The following is a 19,422-nucleotide window of genomic DNA, read 5'->3' as shown; positions in this document are numbered from 1 at the left end:
TCATTACTCCTTAAATTTTAATACAGGCAAGCAGTGCAATATTGCGTGGTCGTGTTTCTGCTGATGTTCTTGCTACTGCCGCATTGTCAAATTTAACTTTAAAGTTTAGTGTTAATGGTGTGACCGTTCCGATTTTTGCAGTACTTACATTCTCTCTGCTAAAAACACCATCGGAATAATCCTTACCCACAAAAGTGATATCACCAATTTCACCAGTCATACGCTGTACTGTATCTGACTGGCGGCTCCCTAACTGCCTGCCATCATCAACGCCTCTACCCTCATCATATGCGCGTAAAAACTCACCTCTTAAATCCGGCAGGTTAAAGGTAGTTTTCCCGTCCCCTGCACCGAAGCGTGTACCAATAGCCGCATACAGACTGGCATATGATATGCGTGATACTGCTGCGCCGTTAACCTTTAACCAGCCGACAGGTGCGGTATCCATAGCGAAAAACTGCACAGCTCCGGCAGGCGTGGCATTAATATCTTTGCTACCGTCAAACGGTATGCCATTAATACAGACTGCATTCTGTAGCCTTGTGGCAGTTGCGGCATTGCCTGTTGTATCTTGGTTACCTCTGGTATTCACGCCGGGCAGATCTATGTCCTGCGTACCGTCAAAGAAACCCCCGCCAATATTGCGTCCTTCAAATAATTTTGAGGCTGAAACAGCGTTAAGCCCTATGCCGGCAATAACCTCCCAGTATTGGGGATTCTGATTAGGGTTGTTGGTGTTCTTATCTGCAACTGAGATAAATACTTTCGTACCATCATCAGCCAGCAATATCGCACCTTTCTGATACCCGCCAAAAGCATCGCAATAGGCTTATCAAAATAGAACAGATTGCCTTTCTGCATATGTACAATAGTGGCGGATAAAGCGTTAAGGATACCGTTAAAGTCCATCCCCTTTGGAGGCAAGCCGCCCGATTCTATCGGCTGCATGGTTACGTTCGGGAAACCGTCGCTCCATGTTGCATCCTCTGGATCTTGCCCAGTCTGCCTTGTGTTTTGAATATTGTTTTTACTGCCGTTAGCCGCAAACGCCTGCGGGATTAATACTGGATTTTTACTCATGCGAAACTTCCCTGGTTAAATGGTTGAAAACCTGTTCCGGAAAAACCAAAAATCCCCGCGGGCGGGGATTCACGATAATCAATTAAGACGCCGGACGGGCGCGGTAATAATTGCAGGTTATAGATAATATGCCTTTCAAATTTATTGGGCGTGAATTCAAAAAAATACCGCCCTTTCATGTGGCCGGTAATTAAAAAATACACGCGCTTCTCCGGAAATATCATGCGCAGGTATTTATTAATATTTGGCGCCGTTGCATGAATAATGTTAGCGGCCGCCTTAATCATAATAAGCAAGCGGAAACGCTCATCCGATAACTTATAAGCAACAAATCGCGCTCCGGAGGCGCTAAATGGTTGGTTATTAAATGGTGTAAAAGCTTGCGGAGTGGTTTTAAAGCCGAAAGTATCAATATCATCAGGCGGAATACTGATATTGCGATTTACGCCCACAATCCGCCCCCAGATATCCAGCCCGAAACTCTGTGCAGTTTTCACATTGAAAGCCAGTCGGTAAAAATCATCAATTGATCTGGCAGGGTCTATGCATTCATTCATGCTTTCAATCAGATTGCAGATAACCGGACTGTTTGCATACTGTGACATTAAAGTGTCTTGAATATTTTTCATGATATTTTAATCTGATAAATAGAGGCTGTCGGGTATTCATCCACGCCGATTTCAAGCATGTCTGCCCATTTTTCACCGTCCTTACTCACCCGCAGCGACACAATACTTAAATGAGGAATAGCAGCAGCAACCGGACAGACAAATTTAGAAGCAATAACCGGCTGCCCGATTGCCGCTTTTGCGGCTCCGGTTGCAAAACCGGTAATAATGGCCTCTTTTACAGCCTCGCTATCCTGATATGACAGCAAATCAGGATCATCAACCATAACCTGAAAAAAAACCGGCACAAAAGCCGGTCGTAAAAATTTTACGGCGTATGTCGGCGGTCTGACAGGGAAATTTTCCGTATCCGCTATCACGCATTCTGTATTGCCATTAAAAGAACAGCCCGAGCCGGCTTTGTTCAAAATGGCACGGGCAATGGTTTCATCATCTCCGCCCACTACGGAAACCAGAATACTGTTACGGATAACCGGATAATTGGTGGTGCCAACCTGTATAGTCTCATCTGTCGGATTGTCGATAACATACACATCTTTAACATCGGCTAAATCAGCCACCGCGCCGTAAGTTGAGGCATTGGTATTTTTACTGTTAATGGCTACTGAAGCCCGCCGGCGTTTTTCAAAATCCAGCCGGCTTTCTTCTTCAACACCGGCAACGGCAGCATATGGATTGGTTACCCGATCAAGGCCGGTAATTGCTTTAGGGATACCGGTAATCGTATCGGGTACGGCATTGATATTGCCGGCAGATACGCACTGCGCATACACGCTTACTTTACCGTCCTGAGCAATGGTTGCTTCGTTAGTTAACTGCCATTTATTACCGTTATCATCATTAAATATCGTACCGGCTGGAATGGTTACCCCGGCCAGCCCGTTCAGCACCAGTATTACACTGGAATGTGTAGCCTGCTTGCGGGTCATAAAATAAATATAACCCAGCCCGTCCTGCCAGATACCCTGCGCATAACGCGGATCGAACTGATTCAGCAGGGTTATCATCTGATTGCGCTCATCGGTAATAATGGCGGCCAGAGAAGTTACTAACTGCCCTTGCGGTGTATTCATGGCCGTATTCAAGTCCTGCCCGAAAGCATTTCTGAACAGTTCCCATAAGCCACTAATTACTTCATCTGTAGACGGTGCAATAATCCCCTTATCAGTAACCTGTAATTGCGGAATGCTCATAAACCAATTACTCCCGTTTTATGATTGCTGTTGGTAAATTTAATCTGTCCGTGGATAATCCGGTCACCGTCAAGCATTAACTCTGCCTGAGCTGTGACGACTCCGGGGACGCTCAGCGCGGCATCATGAAGATGTTTGCGATATAAAGCCAGTGGATAGCGACCATTGCCAAGAATGCGCGTTAAATACGGTATTCCCTCCTGCTGGTTAAAATACATATCTTCTTTTATGGTACGGCAGGCGCTGGCAATGTCCTGTGCTTGCTGATAGGTACTTTCAGCGACAGCAATATTGCCATTAGCATCAAGCACCAGATCCCATGTATCAGGCATTAAAAATAATGTTTTCATGAATTGTGCTTCCCTGTATTGCCGTTACCAGTAGTCACACCTTTGTGAGTGTGATTTTGCAGACTGACTGAACCGGCTTTAACATCTCCATCGGCACTGATACCGCCACCACCGGTAAACTGCGCTGTCTGTAAAGCATTAACTGCATAGCTGCCTGTCGTAGTGGTTACCGCTGAAGCTTGCATGCTGATAGATGGAGCTTCCAGCGTGATACTGGTCGGTGAATGAATCACTATGCCGCTGTCTGAAAAACTGATGTACTGCTGCGGTGTGCCGTTTAAAAATCCGCCGATATACAGCCCGTCATTCCAGTCATGCTGGCGGCGGCTGCCGGGTGCGGATTCGGCTTTATTGCGCTTAACTGCGGATATGTCGCGTGAGGCAAAAGCACATAAGCCGATATCGCCTGCGACCGGATCGCAGATAACCGCATTGCTGCCGCCCTGTAAGCGGAAATACGGAACGCTGAATATTCTGCCTGGTGAGTAGACATTACCTGCACCGTCAAGCATCTGCACCAGCGGCTGTACGTTTACTTCACCCACCGGACTGACACCGGTACCTGAAACCGCCAGCACTTTGACAAGGGTTACGGTCTGAACCCGCGATATCAGGTTGGAAATAACCGCGTTAAATTCTGCTGCTCCGCCTAGTGAATGATTGATATTCAGGTTGTCCAGATTTTCATATTCTGCTGATTGCTGCATCTTTGCTGTCTCTCCATGTTGCGGCTATATCACAAAACCAGTTCCCGTCCGGCTGATTGGATTCAAGGCTTTTATGCATGCCGTATATGCGCCATTCGCCGTTACATACTTCAACCTGGCTATCCTGTATCTTGCAGATACCGCCGAAACGCAATAACGGGTCGTACAGGCATTTAAAAGTTACGCCGCGTATATCGGGTACCGGATAGCTGATCAACCCTGAGGCGGGCGTAATGACCGGAATTTTGATGTTGCGTGAGCCGCCTTTCGGTGTAACCGCAATCAGGTTATTCTCAATGTACATATCAAACTCAAAATCATGTTCAAGCGTTTTAAGCTTATCCAGATTAGAGCCGTTTAAGGTCAGGTTTTTGGTGATTGCAGATACGCCGTTATTCTCAAGCTGATAACCCATGCTGTCGCAGATATCCTTGATTGCATCGGCAATATCCACCTCGCCTTCTTTTTCATACGGCGGCTGCGGTTTTTTGTACTCCAGCATGGCCGCCTGAGATTCAATAACCAGACAGACATCGGGAGCCACGGAAAAATCCATCGTTGCAAAAGTAATATTGCCTTCAAATTCAGTAATCAGCTGCTCACCCTCTTCTCCGACTTCAACTTTTACCCTGTTCATCAATGCATCAAGCGTATTCCAGTGTACACGGAACAGTTTGGCCATTTTCTCCAGTGCCAGCCCGTAGATTCGTATTTGTGCTACCGGCATTACTGAGCCATAACCGAACATGATATTGCATATCACACGAAAGCCTGTTGCGCTGATCTGGTTATGATTGCCGGCAAAAACAATATGCTCACCCTGTTTGTCCTTGTCCCGCAGGGTAACGGTTACTTTTATCTGTTTACGTTTCATCGGTATATACCAAAAAAAACCGGCTATTTAAGCCGGTGTAAGTCGGGTTATCGCTGCCATGGGTATCTATAAATACAAGATTTTTGGTTATCGGCGTTCCGTTGAGACAGACGCGGTTTTGTACCTGTACGCCGTCTTTGTCGTTTTCTACGCTGGCAAAAAGCTGTCCCAGCCGTGTAAACAATCGGATATGCCAGCGACTGCCGTTAATCACAAAAGAAATATTCTGATTAGGATTAGCATCCAGCGGTATGGTTACTGTTCTCATTTAAACCACCCTTTAATAGCGTTTACTGCCTGATATAGCAAAGATTCCCCGGGTTTTTCGGGCTGCTTTTCTCCGCCGTCGCTTTCTTTTGCATCATCAGGATTTTTTACCTCTTCGGTATCGTATTTCACTACCACTTCGCGCACTTCTTCTAGATGGAGATTTACTTTAATCAGTTGCGCACCGTCTGACGCTTCACGCGCGGTGTCGTAACCGACAATACAGGCGTTGGTATAAACATATTCAGGTGTAATGATGTAAAACAGCAGTGTACTGGCAGCCAGTGTTTCAATCTGTCCGAGAAACACGCCGCGCATTAAAGTGCCTCCTGAGCCTTTGGTAAGCTGTACAGTGGCTTTATACGGATTGGCGACTTTGTTGTAACAGGCGAATGAGCCTTTTTCAACCGGTGCCTGTGCTATTTTGGCGGAATTACTGTACTTAAGAGAGGTAACGTTATCAGCCAGCAGAATGGGTATTCCATACTCGTTAAATACGCCCCAGTAATTACCGAATACGGCATTTATCAATGCTGCCCCGCCCAGACTGATCAGGGCATTAGTACCGGCAACATTCAAGCCTTTAAAGTTTGGTATGTTAGGAATACCGTCAATTGGCAGCATAGTCTACTCCAATAAAAAAACAGCCCGAAGGCTGCAATAGAAAAGCCAGCGCATGGCTGGCTTGAATCCGTTAAAATAAAAGAAAAAACACTAATAAATTAATTTTGAAGAAATTTTAATATCAATTCCCATATTTTTATTTGCGTTTGTGCTGAACGTATCTCTTTTTCTGCATTAGTTATTCTATCTTCATGAATTTGTATTTCATTGATCCGATTCGTTTTTTTTAATTCGCTAATCATAATATTAGCCATTTGAATTATATTAAGATACTTCTTTTCTATCTCTCTCTGAGTTATTACAAGCTTTTTAATCCACAAACAATGATCATCTTTATCACTTTCAAATTTACAAAATAAAAACATTATTATTAATGCTAGAGTATTTTTAGTAATTTCATCATTTGCAAGCCATACAACTATTTCTTCCATCATAATAATGAAATCTGATACAAACTCAAATGGCAATCCATTCTTTAACAGAAATGATCCCGCTAAGCTAACTGATGCACGTTTATTACCATCTATAAAACAATGATTTTTATTTATTGAAAAGATTAAATGAACTAATTTTGAAGAAAATGTTGGATAATACAAATCGTTTTGAATCAGTGTTAAAGCACTAATTAACAATCCCTCATCACGAAGCCCTAATAATCCTCCGCTTGCCAAAATTATTGCATCATGTTTGGCAATAGCTTCTTCTAATGTAATATACGTAATTGAATTCATTTATCACGCAAACGAATAAATACATTTAATATTTCTGGTTTTTTTAGTAATTCATCAAAGGCTTTATCTGCATCAACCGTTTTCATTCTCAATTGTCTTTCCTCCATAGATTCCTGAAATATCTTATCTGCTTTGGCTGAAACTTTATTGATAATATCTGTCTCTAATGACTTTATAATACTAAGATTTTTCTCAATATTTTCCATAATTTATTCCTCAAATTATTTTATTCTATCATACACTTTAATAAGAGTATAAAAAGCCGGAATGGTACCGGCTTGTTTTGTTAGGTGGATAATACCGTATTTAGTGGAACTACATCGGCGTATGATTTCTGACTAGCTATCCATAAATCATAATTAACCTGCAAATTAATCCAGAATTGCGGGCTGGTATTCAATAAGATGGATAACCTTACTGCCATATCAGTACTAATTCCAGCTTTCCCATTAATGATTCTAGATAGAGCTGGCCGTGTTATTCCTAAATGTTTGGCGGCTGTACTGATGCTGGTCTCACCTAAATATTCTTTTAATACTTCACCTGCATGGCAAGGATTGTACATGTTCATACGCCTAACTTTCTTTCTTTGATAATGAATTTTGATAATGAATAATTTGAATATTTTATTATAATTTTAAATAAAGTTTAATAATCAATTTTTTATGAAAATTTTAAATAAAGTTTAATAATCAATTTTTATGAAAATTTTAAATAACTAATATGTCTCAATGATAATCTTGGTAATCTACTAAATCTGCATCTTTTCCATCATATTTAAAAGTTAAACGCCAATTACCGCTTATAGTAACCGCCCAATGTCCATTTAAATCACCTTTTAACTGATGCAAATTCCAACCAGGCTTATTCATATCTTTAAGTTCTGCCGCAGCAGCCAGAGCTGATAATAAAATGCGTAACTTCTTACAATGTGCATTCTGAATACCTGCCTTAATACCTCTAAGATAAAATTGTTCAAGCCCCTTGTGTTTAAAACTATTTATCATAAGTACCTTATTGAGAAATGTATACTATAAGTATACATTAAATCAAGATATTTTACTATAAATTAAAAAAAACCACTCCTAAAAGTGGTTTTTAATATGCAATAAAATCAAATAATAAACTTAGGATGCAGCTCTTCAATCGGGCGATCTAGCCTTGAGCTGTCGCATTCCCCGTATATTACCCTCATGCGTTTTGCCAGCTCCATCAGATACTCTGCCTGCTGCTTTGTCTGTATCAACAGTTTTTTAAACACATCAGTCTTGATACAGTTATAACCGTTGATATTCTCTGCATATGTAACTCTGTTATTTTTAACAATTACCAGCCAGCGTCCGTCTGCATTGATAGTACGCAAAACATTGTTTTCAACAACAGCAGATTTAAACATATCAGGCGCATTCGGTATGCTTTCCAAGTATTTCAGAGCAGCGGTGTAATGTTCAACCGGCATGGCTCTGTAACTGTCGATGTTCAGATAGGTATGCAAACCGGCATATATTTTCTGATACGGCTCGCCTGTTCGCTGGCTGCGTTCTTCTACTGCGCGTTGTATTGTATCTGCCTGTTCTTTACTGATTAGGTGGCTGATGGCTTTATGCTGTATTCCTATAAATCGCTCACGCTCACATTGAATAAAATATTTTCGTACCTGACGACCGATTTCGGTTTTCTCAACCATCGCCAGCTCTTTAGCCATATCTAAAATTAGATAGTATTCAATTTTGCTTTGTCCGCCTCGTTTAGAATTATTCCCATTAGATGAGTTACTTAGATCGCTCGCCAATTTTGGCGAGCGAATAAAATCCACTCCATCTACAAAGCCATACTCTACAATTCTTCCCTTAATCCAATTTGATAAGTCCCGAACAACAGTGTAATTACATGTATTACAACAGACCACATTTAAATGCTAGATGTTGTGTAAAGAAATTTCCCCATTTGTATATATCAGCAATTTTACAATCACCATCTTTTTGACATCTTACCAAATAAGTAACAGTACCTTCTACATCCGTCTTTTTGGTTGCACCTACTGTTACTTGAACCATGTTTTCACTTGGCTCAGAAAACGTTAATTTAGCAGAAGGATCTAGATATAGACCCATCCATATAAATAGATAATAAAAATAATTACAATCTCTGCGTAGTCCGAGCGGTGTCTCATCTAAGCTCTTTTCTTTGGTATATTTAGAATATAGTCTTTTTATATTATCATCCAGATATTTTGAAAAAAAAGAGTAATGATCTTTAATAGTTCTATAATCTGATTTGTTATCTTTTGTTTCGTCTGCTTTTAATTTAGATATATTTGAATCATACATCCCCTTTATAAATTGTAATTGTGGACTTTCCGCATTTGCACATGCACCAATAAATAAACCTAATAAGACAAAAAGAATTTTTTTCATTTTTTTCTTTCTGATAAAAAATTTCAAAATATTTATTTAGCTAAGTTATGTTATTGAAACTCCAAACTGGTTAAATAAATAGTTTATTTATTTCGATGTTTTTTGATTTCGGTGCGATAAAAATCATCAAGACATTTAGACATTTTTTTGGTAAAAGGTTTTCCCCTTTCAAATATTTCGGTAATTTTGCAATCCCCGTCTTTTTGACATTTAACCTGATAAGTAACTGAACGCTGCTTCAAGTCTTTGGTTGCACCTATTGTTACTTTAACCCTACCTGTGCTTGGTTCGGTAAATGTTAGCTTGGCCTTTGGATTTAACTCATTCACCTGCCATAAAACATCATAATCAATACAAGCTATACCCTCAGTTGCCTCTCCGTATTCATCATTTCTATCGTATAATTTTCTGATGTTGCTATCAAAATATTTTACATAGGAATCATAATCATAATTTGTTTCTCTGGTCTCAAGCTTTACGCTTTCTTTATACATTCTTTTTATGTACTGCACTTGAGGGCTTTCGGCAAAAACGCCTGAACTGATACATAATCCCAAAACAGCAAGTAATAGTTTTTTCATATAACAGAACTTTCAAGTTAATTAAATATATAATTGTTTATTTTCTAAATCGCACGCTGTCGATTGTGTACAGCATGGCTGTTGAAACAATTAATTTCTTAATCATGTCATCAATACTCTAAACTGATTAAAAATATAGTTTTGTGTTTCTTTCATCGCGACCATAGTATTCAAACTAACAGTATTTGATAAATATTTAACATTTATGCTTTTATATTAACCACAACATTGCAACGTTCTTTTCCGAACACTTTGGCTACAAATTCACTATTTGATAGCACTGATAATCTCAGGCAATCTCCATGCAATTATAATCATCAGAATAATTAACGCAGCCGTCCACATGGTTTTACGTAATTCTTTGGGTGTGCACTACTTGAATTAAAAAAATCACTCCGAAAAGTGGTTTTGATTGCGTAACAGAATCAAGATTAAAGTTTATATCCCTCAAGCTCTTTGGTTTTGGCTTTTATCAGCTTTATTCTACAGTTAAACCGGTTAATTTCTATCTGCACCTCCGTATCAGCCGGCTTTTCTGAATTGCATTCATTATCCGCACTCTTAGTCCAACTTTTAAGGTTTGAGCTTAACTGATCTCTAATTGATTCTGGTATAGCATCCCATGTTGTTTCTAGTGTTTTTATTGAATCATCTGCTTCTTGCTTTAATTTCTGTAGCTTTGCTTCTTTTACGTTGGCATAAACTTGATCCTGCTGTGCTTGAAGTTCTGAAATACGGCTACGCGTCAATTCAGTCTCACAGTTTAAATATGCTATTTGGTTTTCTTCAGGTGAGGAGTACGCATTAGATTGACACTGTTTTTTCTTATCACGATTCCAAATGACTTGTTGAGATTTTAAATAATTTCGTACATCTACATCCATATTCTTCCATAAAGTATTTATTTCGTTATTCACTGCCGTATTTTCAAGTTTTGCACTTTGTAATAAAGCTTGAATATCTTCCTGAGATGTATTTTGATTATCTGTATTAGCAACTGTCTGCGTGTTATTTGATACTGGAGTATTTTCAGTCGTTTTTTTGTTACTTGAGCATGTTTCTAACAATACACCAACCACCACAAAAAAACCAATCGTTGCCAAGATGCTTTTTAAACAGCCGCCATTTTTGGCGACAGCAGTCGCGCTAGATGATGCAGCCGCAGATGCACTTTGATTAATGATAATCTGCGGCTTTGTCTCAGTTGGCTTTGTTTGAGCTGGATCACCATACCCATTATTATAGGTAGATGTATTACGGGCTTGGTTTAGTAATAAAGCTTTGTGTTCTTCATACTCTTCCTGAGTTATTGCCCCTTTTTCCAGTAATTCATACAAGCGTGTAAGTTCATTTGTTAATGATGGTTTAGACATAAAAAATCCTTATGCAGTATCAAAGTTTTTATCTAAGTTACTACAAACAAATCAAGATGAACAAAACCTCAAACATGCTATACCGGATAAAACAGATTTCTTCATGTTCTTCAAATTCCAAGCTGGTTAAACGTAAGTTTATTTCTTTCGATGTTTTTTGATTTCAGTGCGATAAAAATCATCTAGACACTTAGACATTTCTTTAGTAAAAGGTTTTCCCCATTCAAATATTTCAGTAATTTTGCAATCCCCGTCTTTTTGACATTTAACCTGATAAGTAACAGAACGCTGCTCCATGCCTCTGGTTGCACCTATTGTTACTTTAACTCTACCTTCACTTGGCTCAGAAAACGTTAATTTAGCAAAAGGATTCATGTCTTGCCCTTGCCATAAAACATTATGATCCAGACAGGCTATGTCTCCGCTTATTTCCTGATATTCATTATTTCTTGCATATAGTTTTTTTATATTCTCATCGAGATATTCTAAAAAAAAAGATTCATCAACATCTTGATAAATATTTAAAGCACTATCTTTTGTTATACCTCCTTTTAATAGAGATGCATTTAAATCATACATCCCCTTTATGTACTGTACTTGAGGGCTTTCCGCATTTGCACATGCGCCAATAAATAAACCTAATAAGACAAAAAGTATTTTTTTCATTTTTTTCTTTCTGATAAAAATTTCAAAATATTTATTTAACTAAGTTATGTCATCGATACTCCAAGTTGATTAAACATATAGTTTTGTGTTTCTTTCATCGCTGCTACAGTATTTCCACTAACAGTATTTGATGAAGTGTTAACATTCATATTTGGTATATTAACATTAACATATTTTCTATTGTCTGTATGTGTTGCTGTATTACCTCCAGCTAACTGATTGCCTTGGCTAACTCATTTTGATATTCGATTTGCGTTATACGCCATTTCCATATTAGCAGTCTGTTTAAAAAAAGTATCCCGTCTGTCATGCCCGCTCTTGTATTTTGGGTCATCCTGTCGCCAGATAATATAATTATCACCTAATATTTTGTGTCCTTTATCGTATGCGACATTCGGATTATCCAAAAATTCTTTTTTGGTTTTGGAGTACGCGGGGTTGTTGGATATTTCAGACAGCATATACTTAACCATTTCATCAAGTGAAGCTTTTGATCTGGTTATTTTCCCGTTTTTATATAAACCCTTTGCTGTTAATTCCGCAATTAGCTTTTTAGCCCGAATTCCCTGCCAAGAAATCAGTCCAATATTTGTTGCGCCATTTTTCGGGTCTGTATGCGAACCAAAAAGAAAATCCGGATTAAATGAATTTTCCCGACCAATCTCAGCAGTCATTATTCTCGCTTGCTGTGCGGACAAACCGTGTTCACGAAGAGATGTATAGATTTGCTGAGCATAATTCATATTTCCTTTTACAGGTACACTGGCTGCCGTTTTCTTCTGGTTTGGCGTTTCTGATGATTTCATACGTGCAATAACCGGCGTAATTTTACCTGCTTTGATCGCAGCAAAATAATCATCTCCAGGAGCAGCAGTGTTCCCTCTTTTGTTAGTCTGAATGTAATCTGAAACCCAATATTCACCATTAAATATTGCAACGTGCCCATGCGGATGCCCTGCTATGCTTGGTATGGACATAACGTCTCCTTTCTGGGCAATATACTTACCATTGTAGGCAATACTTTGAAATTTTCCTGTTTTAAGTAAATTACCTGCTACATCGCGCCCATGTCCCCAGATTTTAATACCCTGTGCTCTTAATGCGTTATTAACATATTCAGCACACTTTTGCGCACTAGCCTTTAAAGCATGTCCGGTGGCGTAATCCGCTGTTTTCACTGCTGTATCCGCAGAAGTACCGTTAGAAGCTCCTTTCTTTCCAATCACAATTGGCTTAGTTGGTGGTTTATAAGAGCCGTTTACTTCTTCATATGTTTTGCCTCCGTGAAATAAACGATACGCACTTTCACCGATGAAATCGGATATATCCTCTTTTTTCTCACCCGTCGCCTTGGCAATCATTTCGGTAGCCATATCAGAAAATGATGCGCTTAATTTTTTAAACGACTCCCCAAGTGCATCAATCATTATTTTGCTGTTTTTAATGCCATTAGCAAAGGCTGTCCAGTCAAACAGAGATTTACCGCCCTTAGCCCAAGTGTCGTAATCGTCTAATAACAACAAGAAAGCTGCACCTAAAGCAGTAATGGCAATCGTAACTGGGCTGATGGCTGCACCCAATAACCCAAATACTTTAATTAACGGAGTAAACGGAGCAATAAACGCCAACAATGCACGTCCAGCACTTAGTAAGGTAGGAATCAGCAGCATACCGATTACGATGGCTGCGGTCTGGAATACCGCTTTAACAACCTTTTCATGCCGTTGCAGAAACTCAAAGAAGCTGTTTACTACCTTAATCAGAGTAAGCAATATTGGTGTTAATGCATCACCCACCAACTGCTTCATGCTTTGCCAGTGTGCGCTCAATATCGCCTGCTGTTTGGTTAATTCGCGACTACGGACAATGGCTTCCCCGTCTGAGTGATACATTCTTTTCTGAATATCCAGAATTTCCTGTAACTCTTTGCGACCAGAAATTAAGGCGTTGATTGTGCCGTCATCAAAGCCCATTTTTTTACCGATTGTATAAGCCTGTTCTTTTGGCATTTTCTGGAATGAATCAGCCAGATCAAGCATTACATCATCCAGCTTGCGAACCTTACCGGCATTATCAACAACACTGACGCCCAAGGCGTTGAAATAAGGCAGCATGCTGGCGTCACCAAACATAACCAGCCCATTCATAGCCTGCTTAATGCTGGTTAAAGAGGCTGTCATACCCTGCGCACTGCCACCGAAAGCGCCTGCCGCATTCTGCCAGTCTGTAATACTCGCGGTAGCCATACCTAGCTGACCGGAAAGTTTTGACACTTCCATATTGGCATGCGCAGCATCATTAGCCAGTTTAAACAGCCCTGTTGAGCCGATGATTACAGCAAAAAATCCGGTTAGCTCCTTAGTTACTTTTGCAATGGCCTGACCGAATTTTGCTGTCTGTTCGATAGAGGAATGATATTTCTTCGCTAGTTCCTCGTTAGCCTTTCCAGCCTGCTTTGAGGCTTTTTCGGTTTTATCCAGAGACTTTTCTAGTGCCTGATTTTTCTTTTCCGCTTTATCTGCCTGCGCAGCAAATTTAGATGTATCAAGCATTAGCTCGACAAGCATTTGTTCAACTATATTCGTTGTCATACTTATTCACCAACATTTTGTTATGTTCAGAAACCTGATAAACCTCAAGAATATTCAGCACATCCTCAAGCCCCAGCACACTATCAAGCTCAACGTAAGAAGCCAGTCCGGCTGTAATAACCTGACTGGCTAAAGAAGAGACATTCACTGTTTGTGCAAGTACGCCTTCACGGAAAGGCAATCCCGCCGTTAGTTCATATCTAGGGGATTGCCGTTCGTTAAAAAATCGATATGCACCAGTAAAGCCTCTTTGCGTAATTCAAACAGTGTTTTTAAATCCTCAATATCACTTTCTACGTTCAGACTGCGCGCCAGTCCGCCAGATGGCACTATCTGCACGCAGGTAAGCAGTTCATCCAGTAATTCACCGCCTATCTGCGGGTCTATCCTGCTGATAACACTAATGGCCAGTTTTGCCATTTCCAGCATGCCGCCGTTCGGATTGATACCCGCTGTATCAATGCCGCTTCCGGCAAGGGCAAACAGAGCGCGTTGTGCCCATTTATCCGCCTGCATAATCGGCATTTCGGTGATCAGAAAGGTTTTACCTTTATCGCGACCAGTATCTATGTTGATTGTTCTTGTTTTACGTGCCATCAGTTAGTCTCCTCTGCGCCATTCAGAACTAATCTGAATGTGTACTGGCTGCCTGCCAGTAATTTCTGACCGGAAGCCCCGCCGGTTAATTTAACCAGTGCACCAGTAGCACTGTAGCGTTTTTTTACAGACGGGATTTCAACCACAATATCAATCGGGCGTGTTTCCATATTGGCATTAAAGTCTTTGCGAATATTCTCCATGTGCTCGATTGACGGGCTGTTTGCTTCTAAATGCAGCGTCCATTCCACTTCGTGCGGCGTATAGCCCATTGACTGTTTACCATCCACACCCATGCGGGTTTCTGCGATATTGGCATCACCAAAGCCCCATGCGTTATCTGCCTGAAAGCCTTGCATCGTAATATAGTTGTCGTATACACCTGTGCAGCGCAACATAAGTACGGAATTGGCTGATGTAATCGTTAGCGGGTTATGTCCCATTGGCATGATTTAATCTCCTAAAACTTCAAAATTGTTTAATAAGGGCTGTAACTGCTGTATATAAGACATTATTTTTGCCTGGTTAATTGGCTTTTCAGTTTGTCGTTTGCGTAGAATTTTGCCGGCTAGGCTCGCTGTGGCAAATGACTGTTTTTCTGCTTCTAGCGCAGCCAGCAATTTAGTCATTATTGATGTATTTAGATTATTGAGCATGGACTGCATGCAATTAAATTCTTTGATATATGCCACTTTAATCTGCATAGCCTGTTCAGTGCTGTAACCCATCACCAGCAACATAAAGCCGTCTTTGGTCATCTCATACATTGGGCGAAGCTGGCCTTTACCATCAATATATTCAACCAATCCAAAATTGGATTGGATAAAAGAATCAGGTATTTGTGCTGTAATATTCTTAATATCACGCATTACATGGAAGTGTTTCTTCCCAAATGCACCAGCCACTTTAAGGCTATTTGTTTTCAATTCTTCGCCATGTACAAATACTGAATTTTCAGGTAATTCAATTTGCATTGTTGTCTTCCTAAAATGAATAAATAAAAACCCGTACATTTTGTACGGGTTTTCAGGGTGGTTTTAGAGTTGTTCCCTTATTTGATTTCAGTGTTATTGCACCGCGATAGAAGCCAGATTCACAGTATGAACACTGCCGCCGTCTGCATACCAGAGCTTTAACGGCAGTGATTCGCGCTGACCGCGTACCTGTGCTGAAGCTTTATTTATCAGCAGGCAGTAACCGGCTGTTTCAATCTGCCGAGCTGCATCAAAACCGGCCTCATAATTAATCTGCGATTTCTGCGCTTCTGAAAGGTTTACCCCGCGCTGGATACCACCAAAATTCAGCATTTCATTAATCGGGTCTTGTGCAGCTGCGCGGTGAATAGCTATACCTTCAGCGTTATACGGGATAGCTTTATAGCTGATAAGCATATTCATAAACGCCAGTTGCAGTTGAGCGTTGAAATACACCTGATTCAGGTAAGTATCCACCCAGGCAAAATCGCCGCTTACTCTGGTATTTCTGAAAAAGATAAACCGCTCATTCGCTGTTGCCCACGCGCCATAATAGGCGTAGCCGTTGCTTTCCAGTGCCGTGGCATCTTTAAGGGCGGTGACAGAGGCAGCGATACCACTTTGCCGCTTGAATTCCATAGTCGAGCGACCGTTTTTTTCACTAAAGTTGATGGAGGCGGCATAACCGCAGGCCAGCCCTGCCTGTTCGAGTGTGCCGTAAATCGCTGTTGTTCCGGATATGGCATTTTCTTTAAGCCATGAGGCAAAGCAGTTGGTATTATTGGCAATCAGGGCAGTTGGCTCCTGCGCATAATAAACAAACCAGTAACGACTGTTCTGTTTGCTGTTCCACTTAGCCAGTGCTTTCAAAATATCCTGAGTAAATGCATCGCCAATGGTAGTAATAACAGCATAATTCAGGGTATAGCCTGATACTCGCTCCATTACAGAATCCGGACTGTCTGCCTTAGTGGCATTATCGGCAATCGCCCCAGTATTTTCAGTCAGGCAGAGGGCTTCTGCTGCTGTTCCGCTGGCAAAGGAAATAGCCGAACCTGTACCGGCAGACGGCGAGCTGATAATAAATGCCTGTAACTGCGTATCAAAGACAACATCGTTAGTTAAAGCCTCTTTGATTTTTATCGCGGCATCACTAAAGCTTTTGACTTTACTTAAATCGATTGTTGCAGTGGTTACCGTACCATCTATGGTTAGGGTTATTTCCCCTTTGATGGCTTGCAGTTCATTTAACTGCAATGATTTAACACTGGCACCAATCAGCCGTGCACTAATATCTGTCTGATTGTATCGGGCGATAAACAGGGTTGCGGGCTTGATGGTTGAACCGGCATAACCATCAAAATAACACTGAGCAAACTTATACTGTTCACTGTTATAACCGTATACAGTGCCTACATCGGCGGCACTGGCATACTGATTTATCGGGTAAATGCTGCTGTCTGACAGTACAACGGTATTTAAGTCCAGCGCATCACCGCCTGTACCGATTACCGCCGGATTGACGGTAACAATATTACTTGCAGGAATTGAAGGTAACATAATATTTCCTATGGGTTTTTCAAAGTTATAACCGGCATGTCCAGATAAGTCTGTTCATGCGAAAATTCAGGGTTGTATTGCAAAAGCAGCTCGACCATCCAGCGTTGCTCATAGCGTGACTGCTCATTGATAAACGTCATCTGTACAGGGTCTTTGCAGTAAAGCGGCTGGCAGGATATAAGCCGCGCTGTGGAATAGTGGCTTTTCCAGAGATTGCACAACTTACGCGCTTTATCGCCTGAATCAGCACCATAAAAATCAATTTGCAGGGTTATCTCAACAGACTGCTGTACAAAGGTCTGATTGTCTGCCGGCTCGTAATAATGCGCGGAGACATCCAGTGCCTGCTCAAACAGAATTGACATAACAATCGCCTGATCAGGTAAAGGTGCATCATTCTGGTAACCCTGTATGACTGATTCAGGCGGGCATAAAAAAAGCCCGAGCAGATATGCGCGGACTTCTGTGTAAATCTGTTTATGCGTTACTGTCGCCATAGCAGCACCTTGCACCATGCCGGAAAGGATTCCAGCACCTGTTTAACCATCCATTCTGATGTTTCGTTTTCGCCGTATGCGGTAAAAATTACCCGTTCCGCACCTTTGCCCTGTGAGCGGCGGATTGCAGCTATCTGACCGGTTAGATAGGCATAGATAAACTGCCCTTGCTGGTTAATCAGGTTAAGGTGCTCAAGGTCGGCAGAGGAAATGCTTTGCAACTGAATAGTTATAGGCTTTTCCTCAAAGCATGGCGCAACGGTACCGGATTCATCTACTGCTGAGCCGGAATTGATTTTTAATACTGCCTCCTGATCAGGATTAACCCCGGCAATAATGCTGTTAGCCATTCCTCTAAGATTCATCATTATCTGATACCTCTACACCGATCGATCTGGACATCTGCATAGTGTCACGCAATGGAGCGTCTCTGCCTTTTCTGGCGATAGTCGCTTTAGAGTTAGGCGGGTCTGTCCATGTCATGATTGATTCAACCAGATCGCCTTTCATAGCCTCGCCGACCAGTTCCAGTCCTTTAACCGCGCCATGCTGGCTGACCAGACCCGGTAAAGCCTTAATCCATTCGCCCTTATGTGTCCGTACTGTTTTACGAAAGAATGAGCGCGCCGGAATGTTGATTGTGTGCGCCGGTACGGTATGAGTAGTGGCAAAATTGGATTTAGACTGTTTAACAAAACGACCGTTAAGCCGGAAATCCCCGGTTTTTTCACTAACCAGCCGGTAAACGGTTACCTGATGTTCCGGAACCTGAATCTGTGCGCCGTATTCATTCCAATAAGCAACTTGCGCAACATGTAAAGGCTCGCCATCGGCTTTTGCATAGGTGGCTTCTTCAAAAATACCTGCCTGCACCTTTTTGTTTTTACCGGCTGCATATTTTTTCAGTGCATCCGATAAATCACCGATTTTTTTCATACTAACGCCTTACCGGCATGGGAAACTTGCCGAGCACATAAAAGAATGAGCGGTATTGTTTGATCAATGCCCAGTAACGCGCCCCGTATGGTGTCTGCTGGTACCACTTTTCCGACTGGGTAGTCTGGCCATTATCCAGTGATACAGACACACTGCCCTCAGCAGCACTGGCAACACGACCGACTGCCTCGTTACCGCTGTCTGTACGCTGCTGTAAGGTAGCAATATGCGCCACCAGCAGAAACAGCATCAATTCACGCTCATCAAGATTTTTAATAATGCTTTTATCGGTGTTATTGCAATGCATGCAGGCTTCAATAAAAAACATGCTAAGCTGATCATCTGTTGCAATGATTTTCGGGTACAGTTCCCGGAACTTTAAGAGGTTAAACTGAACAATACCGCTCATAGTTGCACCTTATTCCAGCTCGTTGTTTTTGGGTGGCGAAATAGGCTCTGTGCTGGATTTAGTTTTGCGTTTCTCTTTAGCTTCTGCCGTAGTGTCTTTGGTGTTGCTGTGCGCAAAAATCAGTCCGTTCTTAGTAATATCGCGATCCTTATTTTTGGCCAGCCATGCCTGCCAGAAATTCGCCGGCACATTTTCGGTAATACCATGCCCGCCAATAACATTAGATGTATTAAACCCGTTAATCTTTACGGTTTTATCATCAACCTGTAAAAGCAAGCCATTGGCTATCTTGCACCCGATAATAACTGTGTCATTCGACATATGAACTCCTAAAATAAAAACCACCCCTGAGAGTGGTCGTCTTTA

The 19,422-nt window shown here is 41.3% G+C and carries 29 protein-coding genes; all 29 read right to left on the bottom strand.

Going from position 1 to position 19,422, the window contains the following annotated elements; genetic code table 11:
• Positions 1-10: 10 nt before the first annotated feature.
• Positions 11-787, bottom strand: a complete 777-nt coding sequence (locus tag GYX91_RS11020; RefSeq protein WP_238791305.1) for a phage tail protein — start codon at positions 785-787, stop codon at positions 11-13.
• Positions 685-1,080 carry a hypothetical protein gene (locus GYX91_RS02375; protein WP_084551412.1) on the bottom strand — a complete coding sequence of 132 codons (396 nt, stop codon included), beginning with the start codon at positions 1,078-1,080 and terminating at the stop codon, positions 685-687. Before GYX91_RS02375 ends, GYX91_RS11020 begins: the two co-directional genes overlap by 103 nt.
• Positions 1,077-1,685, bottom strand: a complete 609-nt coding sequence (locus GYX91_RS02370; RefSeq protein WP_174829851.1) for a DUF2612 domain-containing protein — start codon at positions 1,683-1,685, stop codon at positions 1,077-1,079. Before GYX91_RS02370 ends, GYX91_RS02375 begins: the two co-directional genes overlap by 4 nt.
• Positions 1,686-1,705: 20 nt before the next feature.
• A complete protein-coding gene (locus GYX91_RS02365) occupies positions 1,706-2,902 on the bottom strand; it encodes a baseplate J/gp47 family protein (RefSeq protein WP_174829850.1) in 1,197 nt (398 codons plus the stop codon).
• On the bottom strand, positions 2,899-3,252 hold the full coding sequence (locus GYX91_RS02360; RefSeq protein ID WP_174829849.1) for a hypothetical protein: 354 nt from the start codon (positions 3,250-3,252) through the stop codon (positions 2,899-2,901). Before GYX91_RS02360 ends, GYX91_RS02365 begins: the two co-directional genes overlap by 4 nt.
• The gene (locus GYX91_RS02355; RefSeq protein WP_174829848.1) at positions 3,249-3,959 is read right to left on the bottom strand and encodes a Gp138 family membrane-puncturing spike protein; all 711 of its coding nucleotides are present in this window, start codon (positions 3,957-3,959) and stop codon (positions 3,249-3,251) included. Before GYX91_RS02355 ends, GYX91_RS02360 begins: the two co-directional genes overlap by 4 nt.
• On the bottom strand, positions 3,937-4,833 hold the full coding sequence (locus tag GYX91_RS02350; RefSeq protein WP_174829847.1) for a hypothetical protein: 897 nt from the start codon (positions 4,831-4,833) through the stop codon (positions 3,937-3,939). The genes GYX91_RS02355 and GYX91_RS02350 overlap by 23 nt, the downstream gene beginning before the upstream one ends.
• The gene (locus GYX91_RS02345) at positions 4,823-5,101 is read right to left on the bottom strand and encodes a hypothetical protein (RefSeq protein WP_174829846.1); all 279 of its coding nucleotides are present in this window, start codon (positions 5,099-5,101) and stop codon (positions 4,823-4,825) included. The genes GYX91_RS02350 and GYX91_RS02345 overlap by 11 nt, the downstream gene beginning before the upstream one ends.
• Positions 5,098-5,724, bottom strand: coding sequence for a phage baseplate protein (locus GYX91_RS02340; protein ID WP_100125163.1), 627 nt, complete (start codon positions 5,722-5,724; stop codon positions 5,098-5,100). The genes GYX91_RS02345 and GYX91_RS02340 overlap by 4 nt, the downstream gene beginning before the upstream one ends.
• Before the next feature lie 98 nt (positions 5,725-5,822).
• Positions 5,823-6,455: a type II toxin-antitoxin system death-on-curing family toxin gene (locus tag GYX91_RS02335; RefSeq protein WP_194240742.1), complete on the bottom strand. Its 633-nt coding sequence runs from the start codon at positions 6,453-6,455 to the stop codon at positions 5,823-5,825.
• Positions 6,452-6,661 (bottom strand): hypothetical protein, encoded by a 210-nt coding sequence (locus GYX91_RS02330; protein WP_084585036.1) that lies wholly within the window; start codon positions 6,659-6,661, stop codon positions 6,452-6,454. The genes GYX91_RS02335 and GYX91_RS02330 overlap by 4 nt, the downstream gene beginning before the upstream one ends.
• Positions 6,662-6,741: 80 nt before the next feature.
• Positions 6,742-7,026 (bottom strand): HigA family addiction module antitoxin, encoded by a 285-nt coding sequence (locus tag GYX91_RS02325; RefSeq protein WP_084585035.1) that lies wholly within the window; start codon positions 7,024-7,026, stop codon positions 6,742-6,744.
• A gap of 157 nt (positions 7,027-7,183) precedes the next feature.
• Positions 7,184-7,462, bottom strand: a complete 279-nt coding sequence (locus GYX91_RS02320) for a type II toxin-antitoxin system RelE/ParE family toxin (protein ID WP_084585034.1) — start codon at positions 7,460-7,462, stop codon at positions 7,184-7,186.
• A 107-nt stretch (positions 7,463-7,569) separates the two neighbouring features.
• Entirely contained in the window at positions 7,570-8,364 is a 795-nt protein-coding gene (locus GYX91_RS02315; protein WP_084585033.1) for an antA/AntB antirepressor family protein, read from the bottom strand.
• Positions 8,351-8,872, bottom strand: coding sequence for a hypothetical protein (locus GYX91_RS02310; protein WP_174829845.1), 522 nt, complete (start codon positions 8,870-8,872; stop codon positions 8,351-8,353). The genes GYX91_RS02315 and GYX91_RS02310 overlap by 14 nt, the downstream gene beginning before the upstream one ends.
• A gap of 83 nt (positions 8,873-8,955) precedes the next feature.
• Positions 8,956-9,453 (bottom strand): hypothetical protein, encoded by a 498-nt coding sequence (locus GYX91_RS02305; protein WP_084585142.1) that lies wholly within the window; start codon positions 9,451-9,453, stop codon positions 8,956-8,958.
• Positions 9,454-9,884: 431 nt separating this feature from the next.
• A complete protein-coding gene (locus GYX91_RS02300) occupies positions 9,885-10,826 on the bottom strand; it encodes an SHOCT domain-containing protein (protein WP_084585143.1) in 942 nt (313 codons plus the stop codon).
• Between the two features lie 138 nt (positions 10,827-10,964).
• Complete coding sequence (locus tag GYX91_RS02295; RefSeq protein ID WP_084585144.1) at positions 10,965-11,492, bottom strand: hypothetical protein; 528 nt, start codon at positions 11,490-11,492, stop codon at positions 10,965-10,967.
• Positions 11,493-11,725: 233 nt separating this feature from the next.
• Positions 11,726-14,083 carry a phage tail tip lysozyme gene (locus GYX91_RS02290; protein WP_174829844.1) on the bottom strand — a complete coding sequence of 786 codons (2,358 nt, stop codon included), beginning with the start codon at positions 14,081-14,083 and terminating at the stop codon, positions 11,726-11,728.
• Positions 14,064-14,264, bottom strand: a complete 201-nt coding sequence (locus GYX91_RS02285) for a hypothetical protein (RefSeq protein ID WP_025330135.1) — start codon at positions 14,262-14,264, stop codon at positions 14,064-14,066. The genes GYX91_RS02290 and GYX91_RS02285 overlap by 20 nt, the downstream gene beginning before the upstream one ends.
• An 8-nt stretch (positions 14,265-14,272) precedes the next feature.
• Entirely contained in the window at positions 14,273-14,680 is a 408-nt protein-coding gene (locus tag GYX91_RS02280; protein ID WP_078474659.1) for a hypothetical protein, read from the bottom strand.
• The gene (locus tag GYX91_RS02275; RefSeq protein WP_144235821.1) at positions 14,680-15,129 is read right to left on the bottom strand and encodes a hypothetical protein; all 450 of its coding nucleotides are present in this window, start codon (positions 15,127-15,129) and stop codon (positions 14,680-14,682) included. Before GYX91_RS02275 ends, GYX91_RS02280 begins: the two co-directional genes overlap by 1 nt.
• Before the next feature lie 3 nt (positions 15,130-15,132).
• On the bottom strand, positions 15,133-15,654 hold the full coding sequence (locus GYX91_RS02270; RefSeq protein WP_144235822.1) for a Rha family transcriptional regulator: 522 nt from the start codon (positions 15,652-15,654) through the stop codon (positions 15,133-15,135).
• Between the two features lie 93 nt (positions 15,655-15,747).
• Positions 15,748-17,214 carry a DUF3383 domain-containing protein gene (locus tag GYX91_RS02265; RefSeq protein ID WP_174829843.1) on the bottom strand — a complete coding sequence of 489 codons (1,467 nt, stop codon included), beginning with the start codon at positions 17,212-17,214 and terminating at the stop codon, positions 15,748-15,750.
• An 8-nt stretch (positions 17,215-17,222) separates the two neighbouring features.
• Complete coding sequence (locus GYX91_RS02260; RefSeq protein ID WP_174829842.1) at positions 17,223-17,729, bottom strand: hypothetical protein; 507 nt, start codon at positions 17,727-17,729, stop codon at positions 17,223-17,225.
• On the bottom strand, positions 17,699-18,079 hold the full coding sequence (locus GYX91_RS02255) for a hypothetical protein (RefSeq protein ID WP_232335767.1): 381 nt from the start codon (positions 18,077-18,079) through the stop codon (positions 17,699-17,701). Before GYX91_RS02255 ends, GYX91_RS02260 begins: the two co-directional genes overlap by 31 nt.
• A complete protein-coding gene (locus tag GYX91_RS02250) occupies positions 18,066-18,647 on the bottom strand; it encodes a hypothetical protein (RefSeq protein WP_174829841.1) in 582 nt (193 codons plus the stop codon). Before GYX91_RS02250 ends, GYX91_RS02255 begins: the two co-directional genes overlap by 14 nt.
• A 1-nt stretch (position 18,648) precedes the next feature.
• Positions 18,649-19,056, bottom strand: a complete 408-nt coding sequence (locus GYX91_RS02245; RefSeq protein WP_174829840.1) for a DUF4054 domain-containing protein — start codon at positions 19,054-19,056, stop codon at positions 18,649-18,651.
• A 9-nt stretch (positions 19,057-19,065) separates the two neighbouring features.
• Positions 19,066-19,377, bottom strand: coding sequence for a hypothetical protein (locus tag GYX91_RS02240; protein WP_174829839.1), 312 nt, complete (start codon positions 19,375-19,377; stop codon positions 19,066-19,068).
• Positions 19,378-19,422 lie beyond the last annotated feature (45 nt).

The organism is Snodgrassella sp. ESL0304 (assembly GCF_013344995.1).
Lineage (GTDB): Bacteria > Pseudomonadota > Gammaproteobacteria > Burkholderiales > Neisseriaceae > Snodgrassella > Snodgrassella alvi.
The sequence above is the reverse complement of the archived record's forward strand: the minus strand, read 5'-3'. Positions and strand labels throughout refer to the sequence as shown.

Excerpts from the sequence above, each read along its gene's own strand:
- GYX91_RS02310 (WP_174829845.1), bottom strand. The coding sequence starts at position 8,872 with ATGAAAAAAATTCTTTTTGTCTTATTAGGTTTATTTATTGGTGCATGT.
- GYX91_RS02375 (WP_084551412.1), bottom strand. The coding sequence starts at position 1,080 with ATGAGTAAAAATCCAGTATTAATCCCGCAGGCGTTTGCGGCTAACGGC.
- GYX91_RS02265 (WP_174829843.1), bottom strand. The coding sequence starts at position 17,214 with ATGTTACCTTCAATTCCTGCAAGTAATATTGTTACCGTCAATCCGGCG.
- GYX91_RS02345 (WP_174829846.1), bottom strand. The coding sequence starts at position 5,101 with ATGAGAACAGTAACCATACCGCTGGATGCTAATCCTAATCAGAATATT.
- GYX91_RS02290 (WP_174829844.1), bottom strand. The coding sequence starts at position 14,083 with ATGACAACGAATATAGTTGAACAAATGCTTGTCGAGCTAATGCTTGAT.
- GYX91_RS02340 (WP_100125163.1), bottom strand. The coding sequence starts at position 5,724 with ATGCTGCCAATTGACGGTATTCCTAACATACCAAACTTTAAAGGCTTG.
- GYX91_RS02305 (WP_084585142.1), bottom strand. The coding sequence starts at position 9,453 with ATGAAAAAACTATTACTTGCTGTTTTGGGATTATGTATCAGTTCAGGC.
- GYX91_RS02365 (WP_174829850.1), bottom strand. The coding sequence starts at position 2,902 with ATGAGCATTCCGCAATTACAGGTTACTGATAAGGGGATTATTGCACCG.
- GYX91_RS02360 (WP_174829849.1), bottom strand. The coding sequence starts at position 3,252 with ATGAAAACATTATTTTTAATGCCTGATACATGGGATCTGGTGCTTGAT.
- GYX91_RS02260 (WP_174829842.1), bottom strand. The coding sequence starts at position 17,729 with ATGGTGCAAGGTGCTGCTATGGCGACAGTAACGCATAAACAGATTTAC.
- GYX91_RS02295 (WP_084585144.1), bottom strand. The coding sequence starts at position 11,492 with ATGAAAAAAATACTTTTTGTCTTATTAGGTTTATTTATTGGCGCATGT.
- GYX91_RS02325 (WP_084585035.1), bottom strand. The coding sequence starts at position 7,026 with ATGAACATGTACAATCCTTGCCATGCAGGTGAAGTATTAAAAGAATAT.
- GYX91_RS02330 (WP_084585036.1), bottom strand. The coding sequence starts at position 6,661 with ATGGAAAATATTGAGAAAAATCTTAGTATTATAAAGTCATTAGAGACA.
- GYX91_RS02350 (WP_174829847.1), bottom strand. The coding sequence starts at position 4,833 with ATGAAACGTAAACAGATAAAAGTAACCGTTACCCTGCGGGACAAGGAC.
- GYX91_RS02275 (WP_144235821.1), bottom strand. The coding sequence starts at position 15,129 with ATGCCAATGGGACATAACCCGCTAACGATTACATCAGCCAATTCCGTA.
- GYX91_RS02300 (WP_084585143.1), bottom strand. The coding sequence starts at position 10,826 with ATGTCTAAACCATCATTAACAAATGAACTTACACGCTTGTATGAATTA.
- GYX91_RS02270 (WP_144235822.1), bottom strand. The coding sequence starts at position 15,654 with ATGCAAATTGAATTACCTGAAAATTCAGTATTTGTACATGGCGAAGAA.
- GYX91_RS02335 (WP_194240742.1), bottom strand. The coding sequence starts at position 6,455 with ATGAATTCAATTACGTATATTACATTAGAAGAAGCTATTGCCAAACAT.
- GYX91_RS02280 (WP_078474659.1), bottom strand. The coding sequence starts at position 14,680 with ATGGCACGTAAAACAAGAACAATCAACATAGATACTGGTCGCGATAAA.
- GYX91_RS02255 (WP_232335767.1), bottom strand. The coding sequence starts at position 18,079 with ATGATGAATCTTAGAGGAATGGCTAACAGCATTATTGCCGGGGTTAAT.
- GYX91_RS02320 (WP_084585034.1), bottom strand. The coding sequence starts at position 7,462 with ATGATAAATAGTTTTAAACACAAGGGGCTTGAACAATTTTATCTTAGA.
- GYX91_RS02240 (WP_174829839.1), bottom strand. The coding sequence starts at position 19,377 with ATGTCGAATGACACAGTTATTATCGGGTGCAAGATAGCCAATGGCTTG.
- GYX91_RS02245 (WP_174829840.1), bottom strand. The coding sequence starts at position 19,056 with ATGAGCGGTATTGTTCAGTTTAACCTCTTAAAGTTCCGGGAACTGTAC.
- GYX91_RS02370 (WP_174829851.1), bottom strand. The coding sequence starts at position 1,685 with ATGTCACAGTATGCAAACAGTCCGGTTATCTGCAATCTGATTGAAAGC.
- GYX91_RS02355 (WP_174829848.1), bottom strand. The coding sequence starts at position 3,959 with ATGCAGCAATCAGCAGAATATGAAAATCTGGACAACCTGAATATCAAT.
- GYX91_RS02250 (WP_174829841.1), bottom strand. The coding sequence starts at position 18,647 with ATGAAAAAAATCGGTGATTTATCGGATGCACTGAAAAAATATGCAGCC.